Origin of the sequence: Kordia sp. SMS9, from assembly GCF_003352465.1 — a bacterium.
In the GTDB taxonomy this organism is placed as follows: Bacteria; Bacteroidota; Bacteroidia; order Flavobacteriales; family Flavobacteriaceae; genus Kordia.
In genome coordinates this window covers 712,934-732,639 of record NZ_CP031153.1, presented here as the reverse complement: position 1 = coordinate 732,639, position 19,706 = coordinate 712,934, and the positions used below count along the sequence as shown (strand labels likewise).

General features: G+C 34.3%; 21 protein-coding genes. 6 read left to right on the top strand and 15 right to left on the bottom strand.

Annotation, left to right across the window (positions count from 1 at the left end):
* Nucleotides 1-1,338 (bottom strand): pitrilysin family protein, encoded by a 1,338-nt coding sequence (locus KORDIASMS9_RS03340; RefSeq protein WP_114901477.1) that lies wholly within the window; start codon nucleotides 1,336-1,338, stop codon nucleotides 1-3.
* Nucleotides 1,339-1,508: 170 nt separating this feature from the next.
* Here KORDIASMS9_RS03340 and KORDIASMS9_RS03335 point away from each other — a divergent pair, with 170 nt between their 5' ends.
* The 3 genes from KORDIASMS9_RS03335 to rpmA all read left to right on the top strand — a co-directional run bounded on the left by KORDIASMS9_RS03335 (nucleotide 1,509) and on the right by rpmA (nucleotide 2,989).
* Entirely contained in the window at nucleotides 1,509-1,958 is a 450-nt protein-coding gene (locus KORDIASMS9_RS03335) for a DUF4199 domain-containing protein (RefSeq protein ID WP_114901476.1), read from the top strand.
* Nucleotides 1,959-2,035: 77 nt separating this feature from the next.
* Nucleotides 2,036-2,686 carry a 50S ribosomal protein L21 gene (gene rplU, locus KORDIASMS9_RS03330; RefSeq protein WP_114901475.1) on the top strand — a complete coding sequence of 217 codons (651 nt, stop codon included), beginning with the start codon at nucleotides 2,036-2,038 and terminating at the stop codon, nucleotides 2,684-2,686.
* Between the two features lie 42 nt (nucleotides 2,687-2,728).
* On the top strand, nucleotides 2,729-2,989 hold the full coding sequence (gene rpmA / locus KORDIASMS9_RS03325) for a 50S ribosomal protein L27 (RefSeq protein ID WP_114901474.1): 261 nt from the start codon (nucleotides 2,729-2,731) through the stop codon (nucleotides 2,987-2,989).
* A 69-nt stretch (nucleotides 2,990-3,058) separates the two neighbouring features.
* Here the strand turns inward: rpmA and KORDIASMS9_RS03320 are convergent, their stop codons facing one another.
* Nucleotides 3,059-5,188, bottom strand: a complete 2,130-nt coding sequence (locus KORDIASMS9_RS03320) for a M3 family metallopeptidase (RefSeq protein WP_114901473.1) — start codon at nucleotides 5,186-5,188, stop codon at nucleotides 3,059-3,061.
* Nucleotides 5,189-5,308: 120 nt separating this feature from the next.
* Between KORDIASMS9_RS03320 and KORDIASMS9_RS03315 the strand changes: the two genes are divergently transcribed.
* Nucleotides 5,309-6,064, top strand: coding sequence for a hypothetical protein (locus tag KORDIASMS9_RS03315; RefSeq protein WP_114901472.1), 756 nt, complete (start codon nucleotides 5,309-5,311; stop codon nucleotides 6,062-6,064).
* A gap of 69 nt (nucleotides 6,065-6,133) precedes the next feature.
* On the opposite strand, the gene KORDIASMS9_RS03310 is transcribed toward KORDIASMS9_RS03315, so the two are convergent.
* The 5 genes from KORDIASMS9_RS03310 to KORDIASMS9_RS03295 all read right to left on the bottom strand — a co-directional run bounded on the left by KORDIASMS9_RS03310 (nucleotide 6,134) and on the right by KORDIASMS9_RS03295 (nucleotide 12,207).
* Nucleotides 6,134-6,910 carry a hypothetical protein gene (locus tag KORDIASMS9_RS03310; protein ID WP_114901471.1) on the bottom strand — a complete coding sequence of 259 codons (777 nt, stop codon included), beginning with the start codon at nucleotides 6,908-6,910 and terminating at the stop codon, nucleotides 6,134-6,136.
* 238 nt (nucleotides 6,911-7,148) lie between these two features.
* Nucleotides 7,149-7,328 carry a hypothetical protein gene (locus tag KORDIASMS9_RS23065; RefSeq protein WP_162819744.1) on the bottom strand — a complete coding sequence of 60 codons (180 nt, stop codon included), beginning with the start codon at nucleotides 7,326-7,328 and terminating at the stop codon, nucleotides 7,149-7,151.
* A 73-nt stretch (nucleotides 7,329-7,401) separates the two neighbouring features.
* A complete protein-coding gene (locus tag KORDIASMS9_RS03305) occupies nucleotides 7,402-9,099 on the bottom strand; it encodes a helix-turn-helix transcriptional regulator (protein ID WP_114901470.1) in 1,698 nt (565 codons plus the stop codon).
* A 101-nt stretch (nucleotides 9,100-9,200) separates the two neighbouring features.
* On the bottom strand, nucleotides 9,201-9,743 hold the full coding sequence (locus tag KORDIASMS9_RS03300) for a DUF1569 domain-containing protein (RefSeq protein ID WP_114901469.1): 543 nt from the start codon (nucleotides 9,741-9,743) through the stop codon (nucleotides 9,201-9,203).
* A gap of 82 nt (nucleotides 9,744-9,825) precedes the next feature.
* Entirely contained in the window at nucleotides 9,826-12,207 is a 2,382-nt protein-coding gene (locus KORDIASMS9_RS03295) for a TonB-dependent receptor (protein WP_114901468.1), read from the bottom strand.
* A 190-nt stretch (nucleotides 12,208-12,397) separates the two neighbouring features.
* Here KORDIASMS9_RS03295 and KORDIASMS9_RS03290 point away from each other — a divergent pair, with 190 nt between their 5' ends.
* Nucleotides 12,398-13,546: a sensor histidine kinase gene (locus tag KORDIASMS9_RS03290; RefSeq protein WP_162819743.1), complete on the top strand. Its 1,149-nt coding sequence runs from the start codon at nucleotides 12,398-12,400 to the stop codon at nucleotides 13,544-13,546.
* A complete protein-coding gene (locus tag KORDIASMS9_RS03285) occupies nucleotides 13,543-14,292 on the top strand; it encodes a LytTR family DNA-binding domain-containing protein (protein WP_114901466.1) in 750 nt (249 codons plus the stop codon). Before KORDIASMS9_RS03290 ends, KORDIASMS9_RS03285 begins: the two co-directional genes overlap by 4 nt.
* A gap of 229 nt (nucleotides 14,293-14,521) precedes the next feature.
* Here KORDIASMS9_RS03285 and KORDIASMS9_RS03280 read toward each other — a convergent pair whose 3' ends face one another.
* The 8 genes from KORDIASMS9_RS03280 to KORDIASMS9_RS03255 all read right to left on the bottom strand — a co-directional run bounded on the left by KORDIASMS9_RS03280 (nucleotide 14,522) and on the right by KORDIASMS9_RS03255 (nucleotide 19,639).
* Nucleotides 14,522-14,743 carry a hypothetical protein gene (locus KORDIASMS9_RS03280; RefSeq protein WP_114901465.1) on the bottom strand — a complete coding sequence of 74 codons (222 nt, stop codon included), beginning with the start codon at nucleotides 14,741-14,743 and terminating at the stop codon, nucleotides 14,522-14,524.
* A 35-nt stretch (nucleotides 14,744-14,778) separates the two neighbouring features.
* Entirely contained in the window at nucleotides 14,779-14,940 is a 162-nt protein-coding gene (locus KORDIASMS9_RS23060; RefSeq protein WP_162819742.1) for a hypothetical protein, read from the bottom strand.
* Between the two features lie 124 nt (nucleotides 14,941-15,064).
* Nucleotides 15,065-15,244 (bottom strand): hypothetical protein, encoded by a 180-nt coding sequence (locus KORDIASMS9_RS03275; protein WP_114901464.1) that lies wholly within the window; start codon nucleotides 15,242-15,244, stop codon nucleotides 15,065-15,067.
* Between the two features lie 76 nt (nucleotides 15,245-15,320).
* Nucleotides 15,321-17,006, bottom strand: coding sequence for a helix-turn-helix domain-containing protein (locus KORDIASMS9_RS03270; protein WP_114901463.1), 1,686 nt, complete (start codon nucleotides 17,004-17,006; stop codon nucleotides 15,321-15,323).
* A 131-nt stretch (nucleotides 17,007-17,137) separates the two neighbouring features.
* On the bottom strand, nucleotides 17,138-17,212 hold the full coding sequence (locus KORDIASMS9_RS23995) for an adenosylhomocysteinase (protein ID WP_114905130.1): 75 nt from the start codon (nucleotides 17,210-17,212) through the stop codon (nucleotides 17,138-17,140).
* 25 nt (nucleotides 17,213-17,237) lie between these two features.
* Complete coding sequence (locus KORDIASMS9_RS23055; protein WP_162819741.1) at nucleotides 17,238-17,507, bottom strand: hypothetical protein; 270 nt, start codon at nucleotides 17,505-17,507, stop codon at nucleotides 17,238-17,240.
* A gap of 107 nt (nucleotides 17,508-17,614) precedes the next feature.
* Nucleotides 17,615-17,866, bottom strand: coding sequence for a hypothetical protein (locus KORDIASMS9_RS03260; protein ID WP_114901462.1), 252 nt, complete (start codon nucleotides 17,864-17,866; stop codon nucleotides 17,615-17,617).
* A 75-nt stretch (nucleotides 17,867-17,941) separates the two neighbouring features.
* Nucleotides 17,942-19,639 (bottom strand): helix-turn-helix domain-containing protein, encoded by a 1,698-nt coding sequence (locus KORDIASMS9_RS03255; RefSeq protein WP_114901461.1) that lies wholly within the window; start codon nucleotides 19,637-19,639, stop codon nucleotides 17,942-17,944.
* Nucleotides 19,640-19,706 lie beyond the last annotated feature (67 nt).

Here is a 19,706-nt window from a genome sequence, read left to right as displayed (position 1 = left end):
TTATTTTTTTTCTGTTTTTTCAGCAGGTACATATTCTAAAAGCAAACGTTGGTTTGATTTTAAGTACTTATTAGCAACTTCTCTGATTTCCTCTCTAGTAATCGATCTGAAGATATCAATTTCCGTATTGATTAAGTTCGTATCACCATACATTACATTGTATCTCGCTAAAGAGTTTGCGATTCCTTGTACACTCGAATTTGAGTTTACGAAGTTGTTCTCAAATTTGTTTTGAAGTTTTTGGTAGTCTCTTTCAGAAATAAGGTCTGTTTGAAGCTTTTTAATTTCATCATCCATTTCAACTAACAAATCTTCCAATGAATTCTCGCCAATTGGAAGTGAAAATAGTGCATACGTACCATAATCTTTCTGACTGAAATTTACCGCTTGTACTGCTAAAGCCATTTTTTTGTCTTCTACCAAACGCTTGTATAATTTTGAGCTTTTTCCACCACTTAAATAGGTAGAAATCATGTCTAATATACGAGCATCTCTTGTGGTAAATCCAGGTGTTCTATATGCTGCAACAATGGCAGGAATTTGAATGTTTGAATCTTCAAATTTTACATTAAATTGCTCTGTGATCGGATCTTCTTTTGGAAAGTTTCTTACGACGTCTTTTCCTCTTGGAATAGAACCAAAGTAATCTTTGATCATTTTCTTTGTCTTCGCCACATCAATATCTCCAGCAACAACCAACGTAGCGTTGTTTGGTACATAATATTTTTTGAAGTATGCTTTAAATTCATCCAAGGTAGCAGCATCTAAATGCTCCATCTCACCGATATTTTTATTCTTGTATGGATGTTTTTTGAAGATGTTTTCACTTACTACAAACAATAATTGTCCGTATGGTTGGTTGTCATAACGTTGTCTTTTTTCTTCTTTTACAACTTCACTTTGCGTATCTACGCCAATTTGATTGATGACTGGATGCAGCATACGCTCGGATTCCATCCATAAACCTAATTCTAAATTGTTAGAAGGAAACACTTCATAATAATACGTTCTATCGTTGGAAGTATTTGCATTGTTACTTCCTCCATTTGAAGATACAATTTTAAACCACTGTCCGCGGTCAATATTTTCTGTTCCTTCAAACAATAAATGCTCGAAGAAGTGAGCAAAACCCGTACGTTCAGGATTGTTATTGCCTCCTAAATCTTTTCCACCAACATCATACATTACTGCTGTTGTTACCACAGGAGCTGTGTTGTCTTGATGAAGAATTACGTGCAGACCGTTGTCTAGATCGTATTCTTCAAACTTAACTTCTTGTGCTTGGGCAAGCAAACCTACCAGCATTAAAGAAGCTATTGAAAATAGTCTTTTTTTCATTGCATTAAACTTTTTTTTGACTTTGAGTTATTTTAGATCAGACGCAAGTTCTATAAAATTGTTACATCTCACAAGAAAACTGTTAAATTTATGATTATTTTAGTAAGTGTTCAATTTTTCGTATATTAAAGGGAATCAGTTAATTAATAACCAAAAACCCTCAAATTATTATGGAAAAGAAAATTATAAAATACGGTGTTTTGATAGCTTTAGGACTTATTATGTACTTCTTGCTCGTACGACTATTCGGCTTACACGAAAATCCTTGGTTGCGTTTGCTTAATGGTGCCATTGTCGCTTTTGGAATTTATAGCGTCATTAAAGATACCAAAAAAGAAAGTGGTGTTAATTTCAATTATTTTGAAGGATTTAAAGTCGGAATCTTCTCAGGGTTCATAGCAACTTTAGTATTTACCTTTTTTATGGCCATCTATATTTTTCACATTGATGTAGGATTTGCTGAAAAAATTATGGCAATGAGTGTTGGTAGTGTTTCGAAAGAACCTGGACTTTTACTCTTTATTATTTTAATAGAAGGTTTCGCGTCTACTGTGATATTAAGTCTATTATTTATGCAAAAATTTAAGCCAAGTTGGAATATTAGTGATAAACTACCATAGAAGTATTTGTAGATTAATTAATTAGATGTATATTTGCGTCCATTTTTGGATAAAATTAATTAATTAAACGATACGCTATGTATGCAATTGTAGAGATAGCAGGGCAGCAATTTAAAGTTGCGAAAGACCAAAAAGTATTTGTTCATCGTTTGGCTACAGAAGAAGGAAAGCAAGTGACTTTCGACAATGTTCTTTTGTTAGACGATAACGGACAAGTTACCATTGGCGCCCCAGCTATAAACGGAGCCGCAGTAGAGGCAAAAGTTTTAAAACACCTTAAAGGTGACAAAGTGATTGTTTTCAAGAAGAAAAGACGTAAAGGTTACCGTGTTAAAAATGGTCACCGTCAGTCTTTAACAGAAATTGTTATTGAAAACATTGTAGCTTCAGGAGCTAAAGCAGCACCAAAGAAAGAAGAAGCTAAAAAAGAAGTTGCAAAACCAGCCGCAGAGAAGCCTGCAGCTCAAAAAGCAACAACTGCTAAAGCAGATGATTTAAAGAAAATTGAAGGAATTGGTCCTAAAATTGCATCAACTTTAGTAGAAGCTGGAATTTCAACATTCGCTGAATTAGCGAAAACTGAACCAGCAAAAATTTCTGAAATCATTGCGGAAGTTCGTGGAAAACACGTTACTGACACTTGGCCAGCACAAGCACAATTAGCTGCTGATGGAAAGTGGGATGAGTTAAAGAAATGGCAAGATGAATTAGATGGTGGTAAAGCTTAATTGCAATATCACTTTAGTATAACAATTTAAAACCTTACGAAGATGGCTCACAAAAAAGGAGTTGGTAGTTCTAAAAACGGTAGAGAATCAGAATCGAAACGATTAGGAGTTAAGATTTTTGGTGGACAAGCAGCAATTGCTGGGAATATCATCGTTAGACAAAGAGGAACTACGCACAATCCAGGCGAAAATGTATATATGGGAAAAGACCATACATTACATGCCAAAGTAGACGGTCTTGTGAAATTCACAAAGAAATCTAACAACAGATCTTATGTATCAATCGAACCTTTCGAAGTATAAGTAAGATTTAGTAGTATAAAAAAAGCCTGAACATTGCGTTCAGGCTTTTTTTGTTATGAAGGATTTATATTAGTTAAATCCTTTTTTCTTTAACAAAGGTTCAATTTCAGGTTCGGCACCTCGGAAGCCTTTGTATAAATCCATTCCCAATTGCGATCCGCCCAAACTGAGCATTTTACGATATCGTTTCGCTGTCGCGGGATCAAATAAGTTTCCAGTGTCTTTAAATGCTTGAAACGCATCTGCATCCAACACTTCTGACCATAAATAACTGTAATATCCTGAAGAGTAGCCCACTGGACTTGAAAATATGTGTCCAAAATACGTACTTCTATATCGAGGAATGATTTCATCAATTAAACCCAACTTGTCCATAGCTTCTTTTTCAAACTTATTAACGTCTGTTGGAATATCGCCTGTTTTAGAATGCCAAGCCATGTCTAAATACGCTGCTGCCATATATTCAACCGTAGCAAATCCGCCATTGAACGAATTGGCATCTTTCATCTTTTTAATCATTGCATCAGGAATGACTTCCCCTGTTTTGTAATGTTTTGCAAACATGCGTAATACTTGTGGTTCGCTCATCCAGTTTTCCATAACTTGCGATGGAAATTCTACAAAATCTCTTGGAACATTGGTTCCTGACAACGATTCGTATTTTACATTAGAGAACAATCCGTGAAGTGCATGTCCAAATTCGTGAAATAATGTTTCTGCTTCCGTAAACGATAACAACGAAGGTGAATCTCCTGTAGGTGCTGGATAATTAAAGTTGTTTGTTACAATTGGTGTCACCATTCCATCTACGTTCATCTGAGCGCGCAACGCGTTCATCCATGCGCCGCCGCGTTTGCTTGGACGTGCAAAGAAATCCATGTAAATAATTCCTAAATGTGTTCCGTCTGCTTCCAACACTTCAAACACTTGCTGATCTTCATGCCATTTTGGAACATTGTTCATTTCTTTAAAAGTCAAACCAAACAGTTCTTTCGCTAACGCAAAAACTCCATCTCTTACGGCATTTACTTCAAAATACGGACGCGTTTCTTCTTCATCAAAGTTGTAACGTTCTTTCCGAACTTTTTCTACATAATGTCGCCAATCGCTTCCTTGAAACGTTCCAGAAACACCTTCGCTTTTCATCTTTTTCGCCAACGCTTCTCGTTCCGATTTTGCCATCGCCAATGCAGAAGGCCACAATTTATCCATAAAACCATATACAGCTTCTGGCGTTTCTGCCATGTTATCCGAAAGAATATAGGCTGCATGCGATTCATACCCTAACAATTTTGCTTTTTCCAAACGTAAGGTTGCCATTTCGCTGAGAATTGCTTTGTTGTCGTTTTCATTGTCATTGTTAGCACGCATTGCGTATCCGTCAAATAATTTTTTACGCGCTTCTCTGTTTGGAGACGATTGCAAAAACGGATTGATGCTCGGACGTTGCAAGGTAAACGAATAGCCATCTTCATGACCGCGTTTTTTAGCTTCTGATTTTGCCAATTCTACCAAACTTTCAGGAAGATTTCCTAGTTCTTTTTTGTCTTTTGTGTGATATTCAAATGCATTCGTTTCATCGAGAAGATGCTCGCTAAAATCGCCGCTTAGTTTCGCCAATCGTTTGTTAATTTCGCGCAAGCGATCTTGTTTTTCTCCTTTGAGCCCAATTCCTGCACGCACAAAAAGTTTCAGTCTTTCTTCGAGCAAACGCATTTCTTCAGATGATAAATTGAGTTTGTCTTTTTGATAGTACACCGCTTTTACACGATCGTATAATTTGGCGTTCAAGTTGATAAAATCGTCGTGTGCTGCGAGTGCTGGTGTAATTTCTTTTGCGGCGGCTTTTAGGATGTCGTCAGTATTTGCTCCGTTGACCGCGTAAAATAAACGTTGTATTCTGTTTAAATACGTTCCGCTTAATTCTAAGGCTTCAATTGTATTTTGAAACGTTGGTGTTTCTGTATTTTCGCTAATAGCAGTAATTTCATCTTGATTTTCTTTCAATGCAATGTGAAATGCTGGCAAGTAATCGCTGCTTTTAATTTGATCAAACGGTGGCACTCCGAACGGTGTATTCCATTCGGTGAGCAAAGGATTTTTGTTCATAGAAGTTTCTGATTTTTTTTCGGGTGTAGCATCATTGCAGGATGCAAATACTAAAATACTACTCATGATGGCTATTGAAATACGTTTCATTTTAGTTAGGGTTTTGACTAACAAGATACTGTTTTTTTAAATTTTATGAATGATTTTAACGTTCTACACTAGTTTTTCATTTTATGCGTTATATAGATACATTTCTAAAAACCAAACACCATGAAACCACTCTTAACAAGTATTCTTTTCTGCATGACTTTTACTGTTTTCGCACAAAAGAAGATTCATGTGTTTGTGGCGTTGTGCGATAATGTAAATCAAGGAATTGTGCCTGTGCCGAAATCGTTGGGTAATGGACAAAATCCACGCACAAATTTATATTGGGGCGCATTGTATGGTATGAAAACACATTTTAAGCGTAGTAAGGATTGGGAATTCGTCAAAACACTTCCCACAGAGAACACCAAAATACTAGAACGCGTACTTTTTAAACATAAAACAACTAATACGTATTTGTTAGCCGATGCGTATGATGGCAAGTTTATCAAACAGACTACGATTGATTTTTTACAAGCGAGTAGTGGCAATCATTCCACAGAAATAACTATAAACGATCAACAAATGAACTTTGGAGGCGATTCAGATTTGCTTGCATACATTGGTCATGATGGTTTGATGGAGTTCCGTTTGGAGGAAAAATTCACACCAAAAAATACTAAAAAACGAGATGCGATTATCTTGGCATGCATCAGTAAAGACTATTTTAAAACGTATTTGCAACAAACTGGCGCAAATCCATTGGTGTGGACAACAGGATTGATGTCGCCCGAAGCATATACGTTAAAATGGGCCATTGACGGTTGGATTTTAAATGAAACCGATGCGGAAATTCGCGAACGCGCTGCCAAAGCGTATCACAAATATCAAAAGTGTGGAATGCGTGGCGCTCGTGGTTTATTGGTAACAGGATATTAGAAGAAGACGCTTCAAAACCAATTGAAGCGCCTTTTACGTGAGGTAATCTTGCAATATTCAACTAACTAATTACTCATCGTATGTGAAATATTCATAGGAAATAAATGTTCCTAATGGATTGATATATGTAATTTTCATTTCTACAGGGAAATCATTGGCATTGTATTGATATTCGTAGATAAATTCTTCTTGTAATTCTCCGTTATTGTTAAATTCTTTTCGGCTAATAGGATTGTTTTCATTCCCACCAAAAAACTCACTGTATAGTAATTGCTTTACTGGATATTGTATATTTTGTAAAGGATTTTGTTTCGAATCATATTCAAAAATAGCATACCAAAGTAGTTCGTCGTTTGCATTATGCGTATCGTTTCTTATGATATTTCCAGCGGCATCATAGGTAAAGTAAAATATCGCATCTAATTCTAATATCGTGGCATATCTGTAATAGAGTTCTATTTTTTCTATTTGCATATTATCATTGAAAAATAAAATCTCTTGTTCGTCTTCTCCAGTAATTGTTAGCGTATTTCCGTCGTAGCTAACTGGCGCGTTATTGATTTGTGTTAAAATGTCATCGGTGTAAAAATAATTAGACTCAAACGACACAACCGTATTACTTACATACTCATTTAAGGTCATTTTTTGCAATTTGTTGTTTTGGTATTCAAAATCGTAGGTTTCTTCAATTTCTTGAGAATCTGTTCTGGTGAGTTCAATTCTAGCAATTTTTGTGGTGTTTGCCGGAATTATCGTTTCTTCAGTGTTGTTGTCAGGAGTACAGGCATATAGACTGGTAATGATAAAAACGACTAGGATACGTAGTTTTAGCTTGCTTTTTTTCATCTGTTATATTAATTGATTCATATTTTTTTAATAGCGCACCAAACGCTGTATTTTGGAGGTGAAATTAACTGCCTAAACATAGGAAAACAACATAAATACCCTTTGGTTTATGAACTGGAGGTTATTTGATAACACTAAAAAATCCATTTCAATTCTGAGTTGAATTAAAATGGATTTTTGTCAGAAACTAGTTTCTATAGTTTCGGTTTATGAACTGGATGTTTTTGATTCGTGCATTTTAGCAGTCATTAGATTGAAAATCATCCGCTCTTGGATCAATGGTTGTAGGACATTGTTTCGGTCCTGTACAACCGTGAGATTCTCCAGGTGTTGTGTCATGTCCTCCTTTTACTAAACTTAAATTTGCAATACTTCTTTTTCGTAGCCTGATAGACATTTCTTTTTTGTTTTTCATCATATTTCGATTTTATGTTTTAATAGCTGAAATATAGTAAACAAAAGGACTGAAGCCTAAAATTAACACCTTTGGTTTATGAATTAGCGGTTATATTTTTAATAAAATAAGAAGGATAAATACCTGTTTGTGCTTTGAAAGCTCTGGAGAACGAACCTTCACTTTTAAAGCCTAATTCTTCCGAAATTCCTTTGATGCTATACGAACGAAATTGTCGATCGTTTTTTAGTTTTTGCAATGCGTAGTTGATTCTCAATTCGGTAATATAATTTTTAAAAGATTGCTCTTTATACGTATTAATTGTTTTGGATAAATATGAAGTATTTGTATGCAGTTTTTTAGCAACGGAAGTCAAACTCGTATTTTTATGCAAGTATGCATGTGTATCTTCAAACTTTTGTAAGCTATTGAGAATTTGTGTTATCTTCTCGTCTGGAACTTTCTTTTCTTTCGTTGTTTTGAAGCTTGTTTTTTTGCTTGCTTCTTCTTCAACCTGTTCTAATTTTTGAACAAGTGTTTCAAATTTCTTGCGATTATTGGTTTTATTTTTTTGATAAATTATAAAAAGTACGATAAGTAACATCACTAAACCAATACTCAGATATACTAAAGAAGTATTCTGTTGTTCCTTTTTTTGGCTTCTAATGACGAGTTGATCAATCTTATCTTGTAAAATTTTATTATCATACTTATTGATGATTTCATAATTAATAGCTTGCTTAATCGTATCATTTGCTTTTACCAACTCTTGCGCAAGTGTAAAGTTTTCAATAGCCTTTTCTATATTATTAATCGTGTCATAACTAAGTGCTAATGTTGCAATAACTTCCTGATATTTGAAATGATCAAACTTAATGTCTTTTCGTAACGTTTTGATTTTTTCATATACATCTATTGTTTTTTCAAACTGTCCAGTATCATAATAGGCTTTTCCTTGAAAACGATATATGGGAAATAAGTTTCTCTTTCTTCCAAGTTCGGTAACTAAACTATCAGCAATGTGTAATGTGTTGATGGCAGCTTCAGGCTCCTTCTTCAAATAAGAAATTATTCCTTTAAGTGAATAATAGTATGATAATGCATCTTTATCTCCAGATTTTGTGCTGATCTCTTTGATTATTGAAAGATATTTTTCTGACTTAGGAATATTGAAATATGTATATGAAGAGCATAATCCAATAATGGTGCTAAGATATCTTGAGCTGTACAGAGCATCGTCTTTCAAAGGCTCTAATATCGTTTCATTGACCGAAAATAACTTTGCAGCATTTTTATGATCGCCAAGTACAGTCTTTACCGAGGCAATGCTTTGATTTGCATATACTTGATAGTCTTTATTCTCTGTAATTCGCGCAATAGAGTCAACCTTTAAATAATAGGTAATAGCTTCATTGTATTTTCCAAAATTGTAATATAATGTTCCTTTTCGTTTAATCGCTTTTACATAAAAAACAATATCCTGCTGTTCTTCTGCGTATGCAACACATTTATCGGCAAGTGTTAGTGCTTCAGGTAAATTCCCTAAATATCCAAAAGATTTTGATTGAAGTATGTATGCATTGTATTCCTCTGTAGTATTTTTTTCAGCAATTGCTTTTTTAAGTGTAGCATCTGCATATAACTTTGCAGTTTTAGGATCATTATATCTGAACGTAGAAAAAAGTTTATTTAATTCTCCATAAGAATACGTAGCTAACGAATCTCGCTCTTGCGAAAACAACGTTCCAACAAAACATATACAGAACAAGAAACTAAAATAACAACGAAAATTCATGTGGTAACAATTAGAAAGATACGTGTCACGCGAATGACAATGTAATGATGAACTCCCAATATATAAAAAAAGTACAGGAATCTTCGCTTTTTAACAATTCCTTATTGTCTCAAAATGTCAGAAATGATTTTTAAGTGATGGTTGGTGTGTACTTCCAAAAACCGAATGGTTTGCGCCTTGTTCAACATGCCAAACATGGGATGATTGAAGTTTGTAGTAGCTTCTAAAGTCTTTAATTTTTCTATGTTTTTTCGCGATTCGGTTAATTGCTTTAAAATGTCATCTGTAACAATTATGGCTGGCGGACGTACACTTGGTGGCGATTGTACTTTTCCTCTCGGGATGAATCCTGCGGTAAGTGAAGCCATTTTGGTGAAATTAAACGAACCTTCATACACTTTCGGATCAGAATTTTCTAAAACTTCTGTAATTCTGTTGATGGTTTTCAACACATGATCCAAATGCCAAGCAACATCAGCTTTGGAAATTGCTGGATTTCTGCTATTGCGAAATGCTACATATTGCTCAATTTCTACAAGTTGTGGTAATAATACATTGGGATCAGATTGGTTCATTCGGACATTGATAAAGATGAATAAAAAAATAATAACAGCGAGAATTCCTAAAATAATGCGTCTTTTCATAAGCTAAAATTAAAATAGTGAGGAAACGCTTCATTCATAAGAACAAAACGTTTCCAAGAATTAATTAAATAAACAAACTTTTTTAAAACTGTAATCTATACCCAACATCTGGGAAAAATCCAATTTGATTCACTTGATCTACATTATTGGTCAAACGATTGTAACGACGCACAAAAACATTCTCCTGATTGGTCACGTTTTGAAAGTCTACGTAAAATTGATGTGACAATTTTTTCTTGGTACTGTTAATTTTGATTCCAAATTTTAAATCCCAACGAAAATAATCGTCATATTGTTGACTGAACGCAATGTCTTCTTGCAACACTTCATAACCAGCTTGTTGTGACGCCTCCAAATCAACAGGTGTAAAATAACGTCCACCAGCAAACGTAACACGCGTATCAAAGAACAATACATTTTGCTTTTCGCGACCAATCGCAAATTCACGTCCTGCCAACAAATTAAATACATAACCGTTGTTAAAAGGCGTGTTGCGTTCAATACCGTCGCTTCCTTCATATTTACTTTCAAACAGCGAAGTAGTCAACAAACCGTAATACCCATCACTAAAGAATTTTTCAACTGTAATTTCCAATCCTTGATTGTATCCGGTTCCATCATTGGTCAACGACACACGATCATTGTCAAACACAAAATCGGTTCCTTCGGTCAACGAAGAATAACTCGACGGAAATGCTTCAACAGCTGCATTGTCAATATCTTGGTAATACACTTCCACTTTTCCACGCCAACCTTTGGCAATTCGCACATCATAGCCCAACACATAATGCGCACTTCGGGTAAAATCCAACTCAATATTCGATTGTACGAGTTCGCCATTAATCTCTTCATTCAAAAATAATAATGGCAACGGCGCTTGCTGATGATGAATTCCGAAACCGAAGTTTAAACTGTGTTTGGGCGCTATTTTATAACTTAATGCAGTTCTTGGCTCCAACACAAACTGGTAGTTTAAGTTGGTGTATTGTGCATGCAAACCAGCGTTTAAGGTTAACTTTTTGGTAAGTCGAAATTGTCCTTGAATATACGGTTGCCATAAACCGAAACGCTCATCGGTATCACGGAATGTAAACAAATCTGGATCGCCGTCGTTGTTGTTGTCAGGCTGTTCTTCACGATCACGCAATACGGATTCTATGTTGAAATTCTCATACAAAACTCCTGTTCTCAAGGTAATTTTATTACTTAATTTAGAATTAAAAAGTGTGGAAAAAGTAAATCTACTCTGCGTGTCATCTGCTTCTGTATACCGAATGATGCGTTCTTGCGGCGTATCTTTATTAATAAAACGATCCGATTCAAACGTATTGGTAGAGGTAGACACGGAAGCAATGGTTTTCAAATAACTTTTACTACCAATATTCAATCGGTGATTCAATCCAATCACACCAAAACCAGATTCTACAAAAGCATTTTCATCTTCCGCAGAAAACAAGTCGTCTTCATCAATATCATCACCCAGAAATTCAATATCAGAGTTTCCAAGAATTCCAAATACACTTAAATTTCCAAATTTCCCAGTACCAAAATCTATATTGAATGAAATATCACTATAATTTGGCGTAGCGGAAGTTCCACCAGCACCAACACCCAACAAACCGACCAATGAATAACGCGCCGCGACTAAAAATGAACCTTGTTTGTTTCCTAGCGGACCTTCTGCCATGGCTTCCACTCCTGTAAAGGCACCTACTTGTGCGGTATATTCATAATTGTCAATATTTCCTTTTCGGAAGCCTAAATCAAACACACCACCAAGTGCGTTTCCATATTCCGCAGGAAAGGCTGAGGTGAGGAAATCTGAGTTTCGTAACATGTTTGTGTTCAGTGCAGAAACAGGTCCGCCCGTAGTTCCTAACGTAGAGTAGTGGTTGGGACTCGGAATGGGAATGCCTTCCAAACGCCATAACAATCCTGTGGGCGAGTTACCACGAATTACAATATCATTTCTACTATCGTCTGGTGCAGAAACGCCTGCAAAATTGGCTGCCAAACGCCCAACATCGCTTCGTCCGCCCGAAAAACGGTTTACTTCTTCCAAACTGAACTGTCGCGCAGAAACCGTAGCGAGTTTATTAATGGTGCGATCTTTATTGGTTGGAGTGTCTAAAACGACCGCATCCAACTGATCAAAAACTTCTTCTAAACTTACGTTGACAACAGCGTCTTTTCCAGTCGTCACCACCACATTCGGAATGGTAATCGACTCAAAACCAATATAGCTTACGCGAATGATTTGTCGTCCCACGGGCACATTTTCAATAGTATAATACCCATTCATGTCCGTAGTAACACCAACAGGACTTTCAGTATTTAATAATTCAATCGTTGCGCCAGGAAGTGGAGTTTCGGATTGTTTGTCTAAAATTCTACCTTTAATAATTCCGGTTTGTGCCATACAAAACGAACAGCAAAGCACAAAAAGTACGGTTAATTTATTCATGATTTCTTAGTTTTTGATCAAATTTGATAGATTTTGATCATATTGAAAATGAAGAAGTGCTGAGTTGGGATATTTTCTATTGAATTGTGTTGCAGCGTGTTTAATTATAAATTTTCATCTTTAAAAAGTATTTTTTCAATTAAAGCATGGAATGTAACAGTTCATGGCTTTTTTTAACAATTCAACCTTCATGCGATATTTTAGCCATAAATATCTCCTTATATTTGAGTTTACAAGTACAAAAGAAATGATCAAAAAGGCGTATTTAAAAAAATTACTCTTCCGATTCGTTGTTATCACGGTGGTTTTTCTGTTGGTAAAACTCACGATTGATCATGATGAAATGGACGAACCTGTGGTAGATTATACCGCTATTTTTTATTATTTCTCCGCCTTTACCTTGTTTATGCTTACCTGGGAAGTGAACGATTGGTTGATGCGTCGTGAAAAGAAATCATTGGTCATCGCGAGCGTAACGGTTTCAAGTAGCATTCGAATTTTATTGACAACAATGGCGATTGTGTTGCCTGTTGCCGCTATTATTTATTATGTGGGAATTTTTGAAATAGACGGTATTTGCGATTTACCAACAGATAAATCGTGGTTGCGTTTTCGAATTGACTTTTTTCGCGCTGCATTGTTAACAGGTTCATTGACCATTTTTAATCAGTTTTATAGAACCACACAAGAAAAGAAGGAAATTGAAAGTTCCTTGCAATTGTTGAAAAAGGAAATGATGACTTCGAAATACAATTCTTTAAAAAGTCAAATAAGTCCACATTTTTTGTTTAATAGTTTAAACACATTGACCTCGCTTATGTATGAAGATCGCGATTTGGCGTCGGATTTTGTAGCGCGTTTGGCGAGTTGTTATCGGTATATTTTGGACAATAGAGAAAGTGACTTAGTGAGTTTGGAGAAAGAAATGCAGTTTTTAGACTCGTTTATTTTTATGATGAAAGTACGTCATGATGGTGCGATTGCCATTCACACAAAAATTGATACAAAGCCACATAAATTTGTCATTCCAACCTTGTCCATTCAAATGTTGGTGGAAAATGCGTTGAAGCATAATTACTATTCAAAAGAACATCCGATTACCATTGATATTTTTACAAAAGATGAGGTGTTAATCGTTCAAAACAACATCAGAAAACGTTCCGATTCGCAAGAATCTACACAATTAGGTTTGGCAAATATTAAAAAGCGATATGCGTTTTACACGAAAAAAGAAGTGTTAATCGAAGAAACTGAAACACAATTTAAAGTCGTGATGCCATTACTTTCTAGCGATTTGATTCAAGAACAAAAAGAAACTTTACAAACTGTACACGCATGAAAGCACTTATTATAGAAGACGAAGATATTGCTTCCAGAAGATTGCGAAATTTAATAGAAGAATTGGCACCTGATTGTGAAATTTTGGCACAACTTTCTTCGGTAGAAAGTGGTTACAAATGGTTTCAATCGAACGATTTGCCCGATTTGATTTTTTTAGACATTCAATTGAATGATGGATATGGTTTTGATATTATTGACAAACTCGAAAAACATCCGCCCATCATTTTTACAACGGCGTATAACGAATATGCCATTCGCGGATTTAAGTACAACGGATTGGATTATTTGTTGAAGCCGATTGACAAATCAGAACTTAAAAAAGCATTGAATAAATACACAGAAACGATAGACAATCGACAGCAATCTACCGATATTGACAAACTACGTCATTTATTCACAAAAGAATACAAACGTCGTTTTATGGTGAAAGTTGGGAATCAATTCAAAACCTATAAAGTAGAAGATATCGCATATTTTATGGCGGATGAAGGCGTGATTTTTCTCTACACAAATGTCGGTCAAAAATGTCCTATTGAATATACCATTGATCAATTGGAAGAAATTCTCGATCCGATTCACTTTTTTCGTATCAACCGAAAATACATGGTTTCGGTGAATTCGGTACAGGAAATTCACAGTTACTTTAACAGCAGATTGTTGTTAAAGTTGACTCCATCACAAGAAGAACAAATTATCGTTTCTCGCGAGCGCACGACCAATTTTAAGAAGTGGTTGGATATGTAACCAATTTTACTATCAGATGCAACAAATAAGCTCGTTCATTCAGCATTCTATTTCCTTGCGACTATTTTCCGTAGCTAAGGCTTTGCAAAACATTCGCAGCGTTCTATAATGCCAAAGCAACTTCGCTTCTTATAGTAAAATTGGTATAATCTAAAAAAAAGCCATTACCAAAAATTACTTTGATAATGGCTTTCGTATAGTCGTTAAACTAATTTTGATTCGATAATTTTTAATGATCGCATACACGAACAGTATTTTCTACTGGGCAACCTTGACCTATGGTAAAGCAATCCCAAAACGTAGGTCCTGGAACACATCCACTGTAGCAAGTATCGTAATATTTGTTGGTAAGGTTACACGTAGTTCCTGTAATTCCACCTTTTACAGCACCTGTTTTTAAGTTTGAGATGCTTTGCTTGTGTAAGCTTAACTTAATTCTTGTTTTTTTCATAATTGTAAAACTTTAGTTTAGATATAAATTAGAGACTAGCAACAATGCGAATATGGAAGACTCATCCATTCTTTTTCTTTACTTGGCGGATAACTTCCTTGATCAGATGGTAATGCTCCACCATTGATCCATGCAGTATTGAATCGTGAAATTGATCTTTTACTTAGTGCTAAACTTTTTACATTTCTTTTTTTCATGATATTGAGTTTTTAAAGTTGATTAATGCCATGAAATTAGGTTGGATTTTTGCTTAAAACAATCAAAGCAAAATTCATTTTATAAAATAGCGGTGCAATTTTTCACTGTAAAAGGAATGCTTTTTTACGCATCCGCCAAGCTGTCAGGTCTTGTAGTTACGGTTTGTGGACATACTGGAGGCTCAGAACAACAAGAAGATTCGTCACTCACAATTGGTTTGCCGCCACCTTGCAAGGTGTACAAGTTTGCAATACTCGTTTTTCTAAATTTTAAAGAATGTAAAGAAGGTTGATGCTTTTTCATGGTTTATTGAGTTTTTAATAATTTCTTATGAAGATAGCATATACGCTAGGTTGAATGAAAAAAAAGCACGTTTATTTTATAAAATAGACGTGAGGTTTTTGATAAAAAATGATGGATAAATGCCTGTTTGTTTTTTGAAAGCTCTTGAAAATGCGCCTTCACTTTTAAAACCCAATTCCTTGGCAATGGCTTTAATGCTGTATGAACGTAAAACTTTGTCGTTTTTGAGTCGATGTAATACATAATTGATGCGTAATTTAGTAATGTAATTTTTGAAACTGACGCCTTTCTGCTCGTTTACAATTTGCGATAAATAGGTTGTATTTGTATTGAGTTTTTTGGCAACCGTCACCAAACTCGTATTTTGTTGTAAAAACGTTTCCGACTTCTCAAACTTTTCCAAGCCTTCTAAGATTTTGGTAATTTTTTCATCGGAAATTTGATATTTACCAGAAGTTTCTATGGTTTTTGTTGGTGAAGCTTCCGTAGCTAACTTTTGCAATACTTCATCAAACTTTTGTTGATTGTCGCGTTGTTGTTTCTTGTAAAACCAAAATAAAATGACAAACGCTGTTAGCAATCCGGCAGAAGCAATCCACAGCGAAGTATTTTGTCGTTCTTTTTGAGTCGATTTTATCTTTAAGGTATCAATCTTACTTTCCAGTGTTTTCTTGTCATATTCTTTTAAAATTGTATATCGAATGGCTTTTTGAATGGTATCTGTGTATGAAAAATTGTGTGCCAAACGGTAATTTTCCAAGGCTTTGTCCGTGCTGTCAATCTGTTCGTAACTATTAGCTAACAAAGAAAGTACTTCTCTAAATTGAAAATCATCAAATTCAATTTCTTGTTGCAATGTTTTGATCGCTTCAAAAGCAACAATAGCTTCTGGAAACATCTTTTTTTCGTAGTAGGTTTTCCCGCGAAAGCGATATACAGGATACAAATTTCTTTTTGTGCCTAATGAAGACACCAAACTGTCTGCTTGCGCCAAAACCGCTAGTGCTTTTTCATAGTCTTTGCGCTTGTAATCTACAATTCCTTGCAAGGTGAAGTAATAACTTAATGCGTCTGTGTCGTTTTGTTCAGCACTCACTTTTTTAAGTTCAGGCAAATAATCTGCGGCAGCGTCCACATCAAAATAGGTGTAGGCAGAACTGAGTCCGATCAATGTATTTAAGTACAGTGTGTGGTATTTTTTTTCTTCTATAATGGGCGAAATGATCTCTTTGTTTTTTAAAAATAATTCTGTGGCACCTTTATGATCGCCCATGATATTTTTGATAGAACCAATACTGTGATTGGAGTAAATTTGATACCGTACATTTTTCGTTTTTCGCGCTAAAGAATCTAATTGTAAGTAATAGGTAATTGCGTTATTGTATTTTCCAAAGGTGAAATAGGTTTTTCCTTTTTGACTCAACGCTTTGATGTATAACAGATCGTTTTTTGTGTTTTTGGAATATACAATTGTAGAATCAATATAGCGTAAGGACGCATTCATATTACCAAAATAGCTTTCGGAAGATGATTTTAACAAAAAGGCTGCGTATTTTTCTTGAAGATTTTGCTCGGTTGCCGCTTTTTTTAGCAATGCATCTGCATACGTTTTGGCAATTTTAGGATTGGAATAGGCAAATTCTTGATAGCGATTTTTAAGGGTTTGATAGGTTAAGGTTGCCAGCGAATCTTTTTCCTGTGCAATGATGTTTCCCACAAAAATTAAAAAAAAGAAAAAAGAAGAATAGTGACGAAAATTCATGAGGCAACAATTTTAGAAAATGTGCATATTAAATACTAGTTAAGTATATGTGCTATTGTTACCCAAGATACTAAAAAAAGAAAGCCTTTTGTCATCTGACAAAAGGCTTTCAAGTATATAAAAATAGATTCTTAGTATCTGTAGTATTCTGGCTTGAAAGGTCCTTCAACCGTTACACCAATGTACTCAGCTTGACCTAACTTTATGTTTTAGCTAGTCATGAATTAGTTACTAACAGCGCTCTCTTGAATTATTACAAAAGTCTGATTCACACATTTCATGCGTATCTTGATAACAAGGTGGAGCAACTGTATTATAAATACAACCGCAAGATTCTACAGGTAATGGAGGGTCTACATTGCAGTGTGTTGGACAAGTGCCTCCAAAGTTAGTAGGTCCATCATTAGACTGAACGGTTCTACCTCCATTTAAAGAAGTAGTATCAAGTGAAGAAATAACTGTTTTATTAATTCTTAATAAACTTAAATTCTTTTTTTTCATAATCCTATAATTTTATGTTGTGTTAATAATGCCTCGAAACTAAGGGAGTTTTTTGCTCTTCACAACACTTATAGTCTTCATTTTAAGAATTATATGCAGCTGTATTTCTAACATTCAAGTAACGATTCTGTATCTGATAAAGAGTTTGCTTCCGAAGTACTAGTACATTCAAACGTAGGACAACATTTAGTGTCGCAGGCATCAAATGTGTTACAAGTGGTGTCTGCTTGAATAGTTTGGTTACATACGTTATTTCTACGCGAATTGGATTGGTTTTCTTGGTCTCCTTTGCCATAAAGAGAGTTGAGGTCGGCAATGCTTACTTTTTTAAGTTTTAGTGCAAATGGTTTTTTTTTCATAAAAAATATTTTAGTGTTAATATGATGTAACATTATGATATATTTTTAACACTTTATAGCTGTAGTATCTTCAATTTAAGAATTAGACACTATATTTTTAATAAAATATGAAGGATATATGCCCGTTTGTTTTTTGAATGCTCTAGCAAAAGGACCTTGACTTTTAAAGCCTAATTCTTCTGCCATTCCTTTAATACTATATGATCTAAAAACTTTATCATTTTTAATACGTTGTAGAGCATAATTAACCCGCAAAGAAGTAATATAATTTATAAATGTTTGCTTCTTATACTCGTTAATTGTATTGGATAGATATTTGGTATTTGTATTTAGTTTTTTAGCAACAGTAGCCAAGCTAGTCTTGGGATTTAGATATTCTTTTTTTGCTTCAAATTTATCCAGTGCTTTGAGTATTTGTAAAACTTTTATATCTGGCACTTTTTGTTCAATGTCTTTTTTTGCACTCTTGACCTCTATTTTTTTAGTATCATCTTCTAATTTTTTAATGTGCGCCAACAGGTTTGCAAATTTTTCTTTGTTTCTTTTTTTCTGTTGATAGAATCGTATCATAAAAAGTAATAGAAAAGTAAAAAGTGTAATTCCTGTATAGAATAAAATTTTACGGTATAGTTGTTCTTTCTTTGATGTGGAAGTAAGTATTTTAATTTGTGATTTAAAATTTTCTATATCGTACTTATCTTTGAGAGTTGTGTAAATATTTGTCTTTGTAACATCATTTTTTTTACTCAATTCACGGGCAATTTTATAATGCTCTTCAGCTCGCTCTAAAAGATTTACTTTCTTATAGCTGTCTACTAGAAGCCAATGTAAGTCCAGTAATTCAATATGACGAAACTGTTTTTTATCTTTTATTTTTTTGGCTTTTAAAGCTGTAGAAATTGCTTGTTCAAATTGTTGTAATTCGTAATGGCATTTTGCTTTATAGCGATATACAGTAAATAGATTTCGTTCATATGCTAATGTTCTAAATACATTTTCTGAAGAGTTAAAAAGTTCTAGTGCTTCTTCATATAACTTTTGCTTAAATACAATTTTACCTTTAAACATAAAGTAATAGCCTAAAGTAATTTGGTCATTATTTTTTTCGGCAATTTCTTTAACTTTATTAGTATACAAAATTCCTTTTTCCAAATCAGTATTGACATAGGTTGCTGCCAAAGCAATAATTGTTTTTGTATGTCTTGAGGTACGTTTTTTTTCAGGCAACGTATTAATTGCCTCTAGGTTTTCAAGAAAATAAAGAATAGCATCTTCATATACGCCAATTTCATTTTTCATGAGCCCAATATCATGTTTTGAATCTATCTCAAGTAAAATATTATTAGATGCTTTGGCAATTGTGTTGAGTTGTATATTGATTTTTAAAGCTTTATCGTAATTACCGATGTTTCTGTAAATACTGCTCTGCACTTTTAATGCATATATTTTTAGAGTTTCGTTCTTCTTAAAGTCAGCATAATGAATGACGGTTTTTATATTTTTTAAGGCGGTTTCATAATTGCCTAATATATTGTCAATATCACTTAAAAATACAAATGCAATATTTTTTTGCATGTCATTTTGCTCCGTAATTGCTTTTTCTAGCGCAGCGGTAGCGTAACGTTTTGCTTTTTTCGGATTTTTATTACGCAATGACCAATAGGTGCTTTTTAAATCTTTATATGTGAGTTTTTGTAGTGAATCTTGTTGTGCATGTCCACAATAGCAACAAAGAAAAAAAAGACAATAAGTAAAAAATATATATCTATACATACAATAACAGTAGCTTTTATGAAAGCAATTTGTAATTGTTTAAATATAAGAAAAAAAGAAAGCCTTT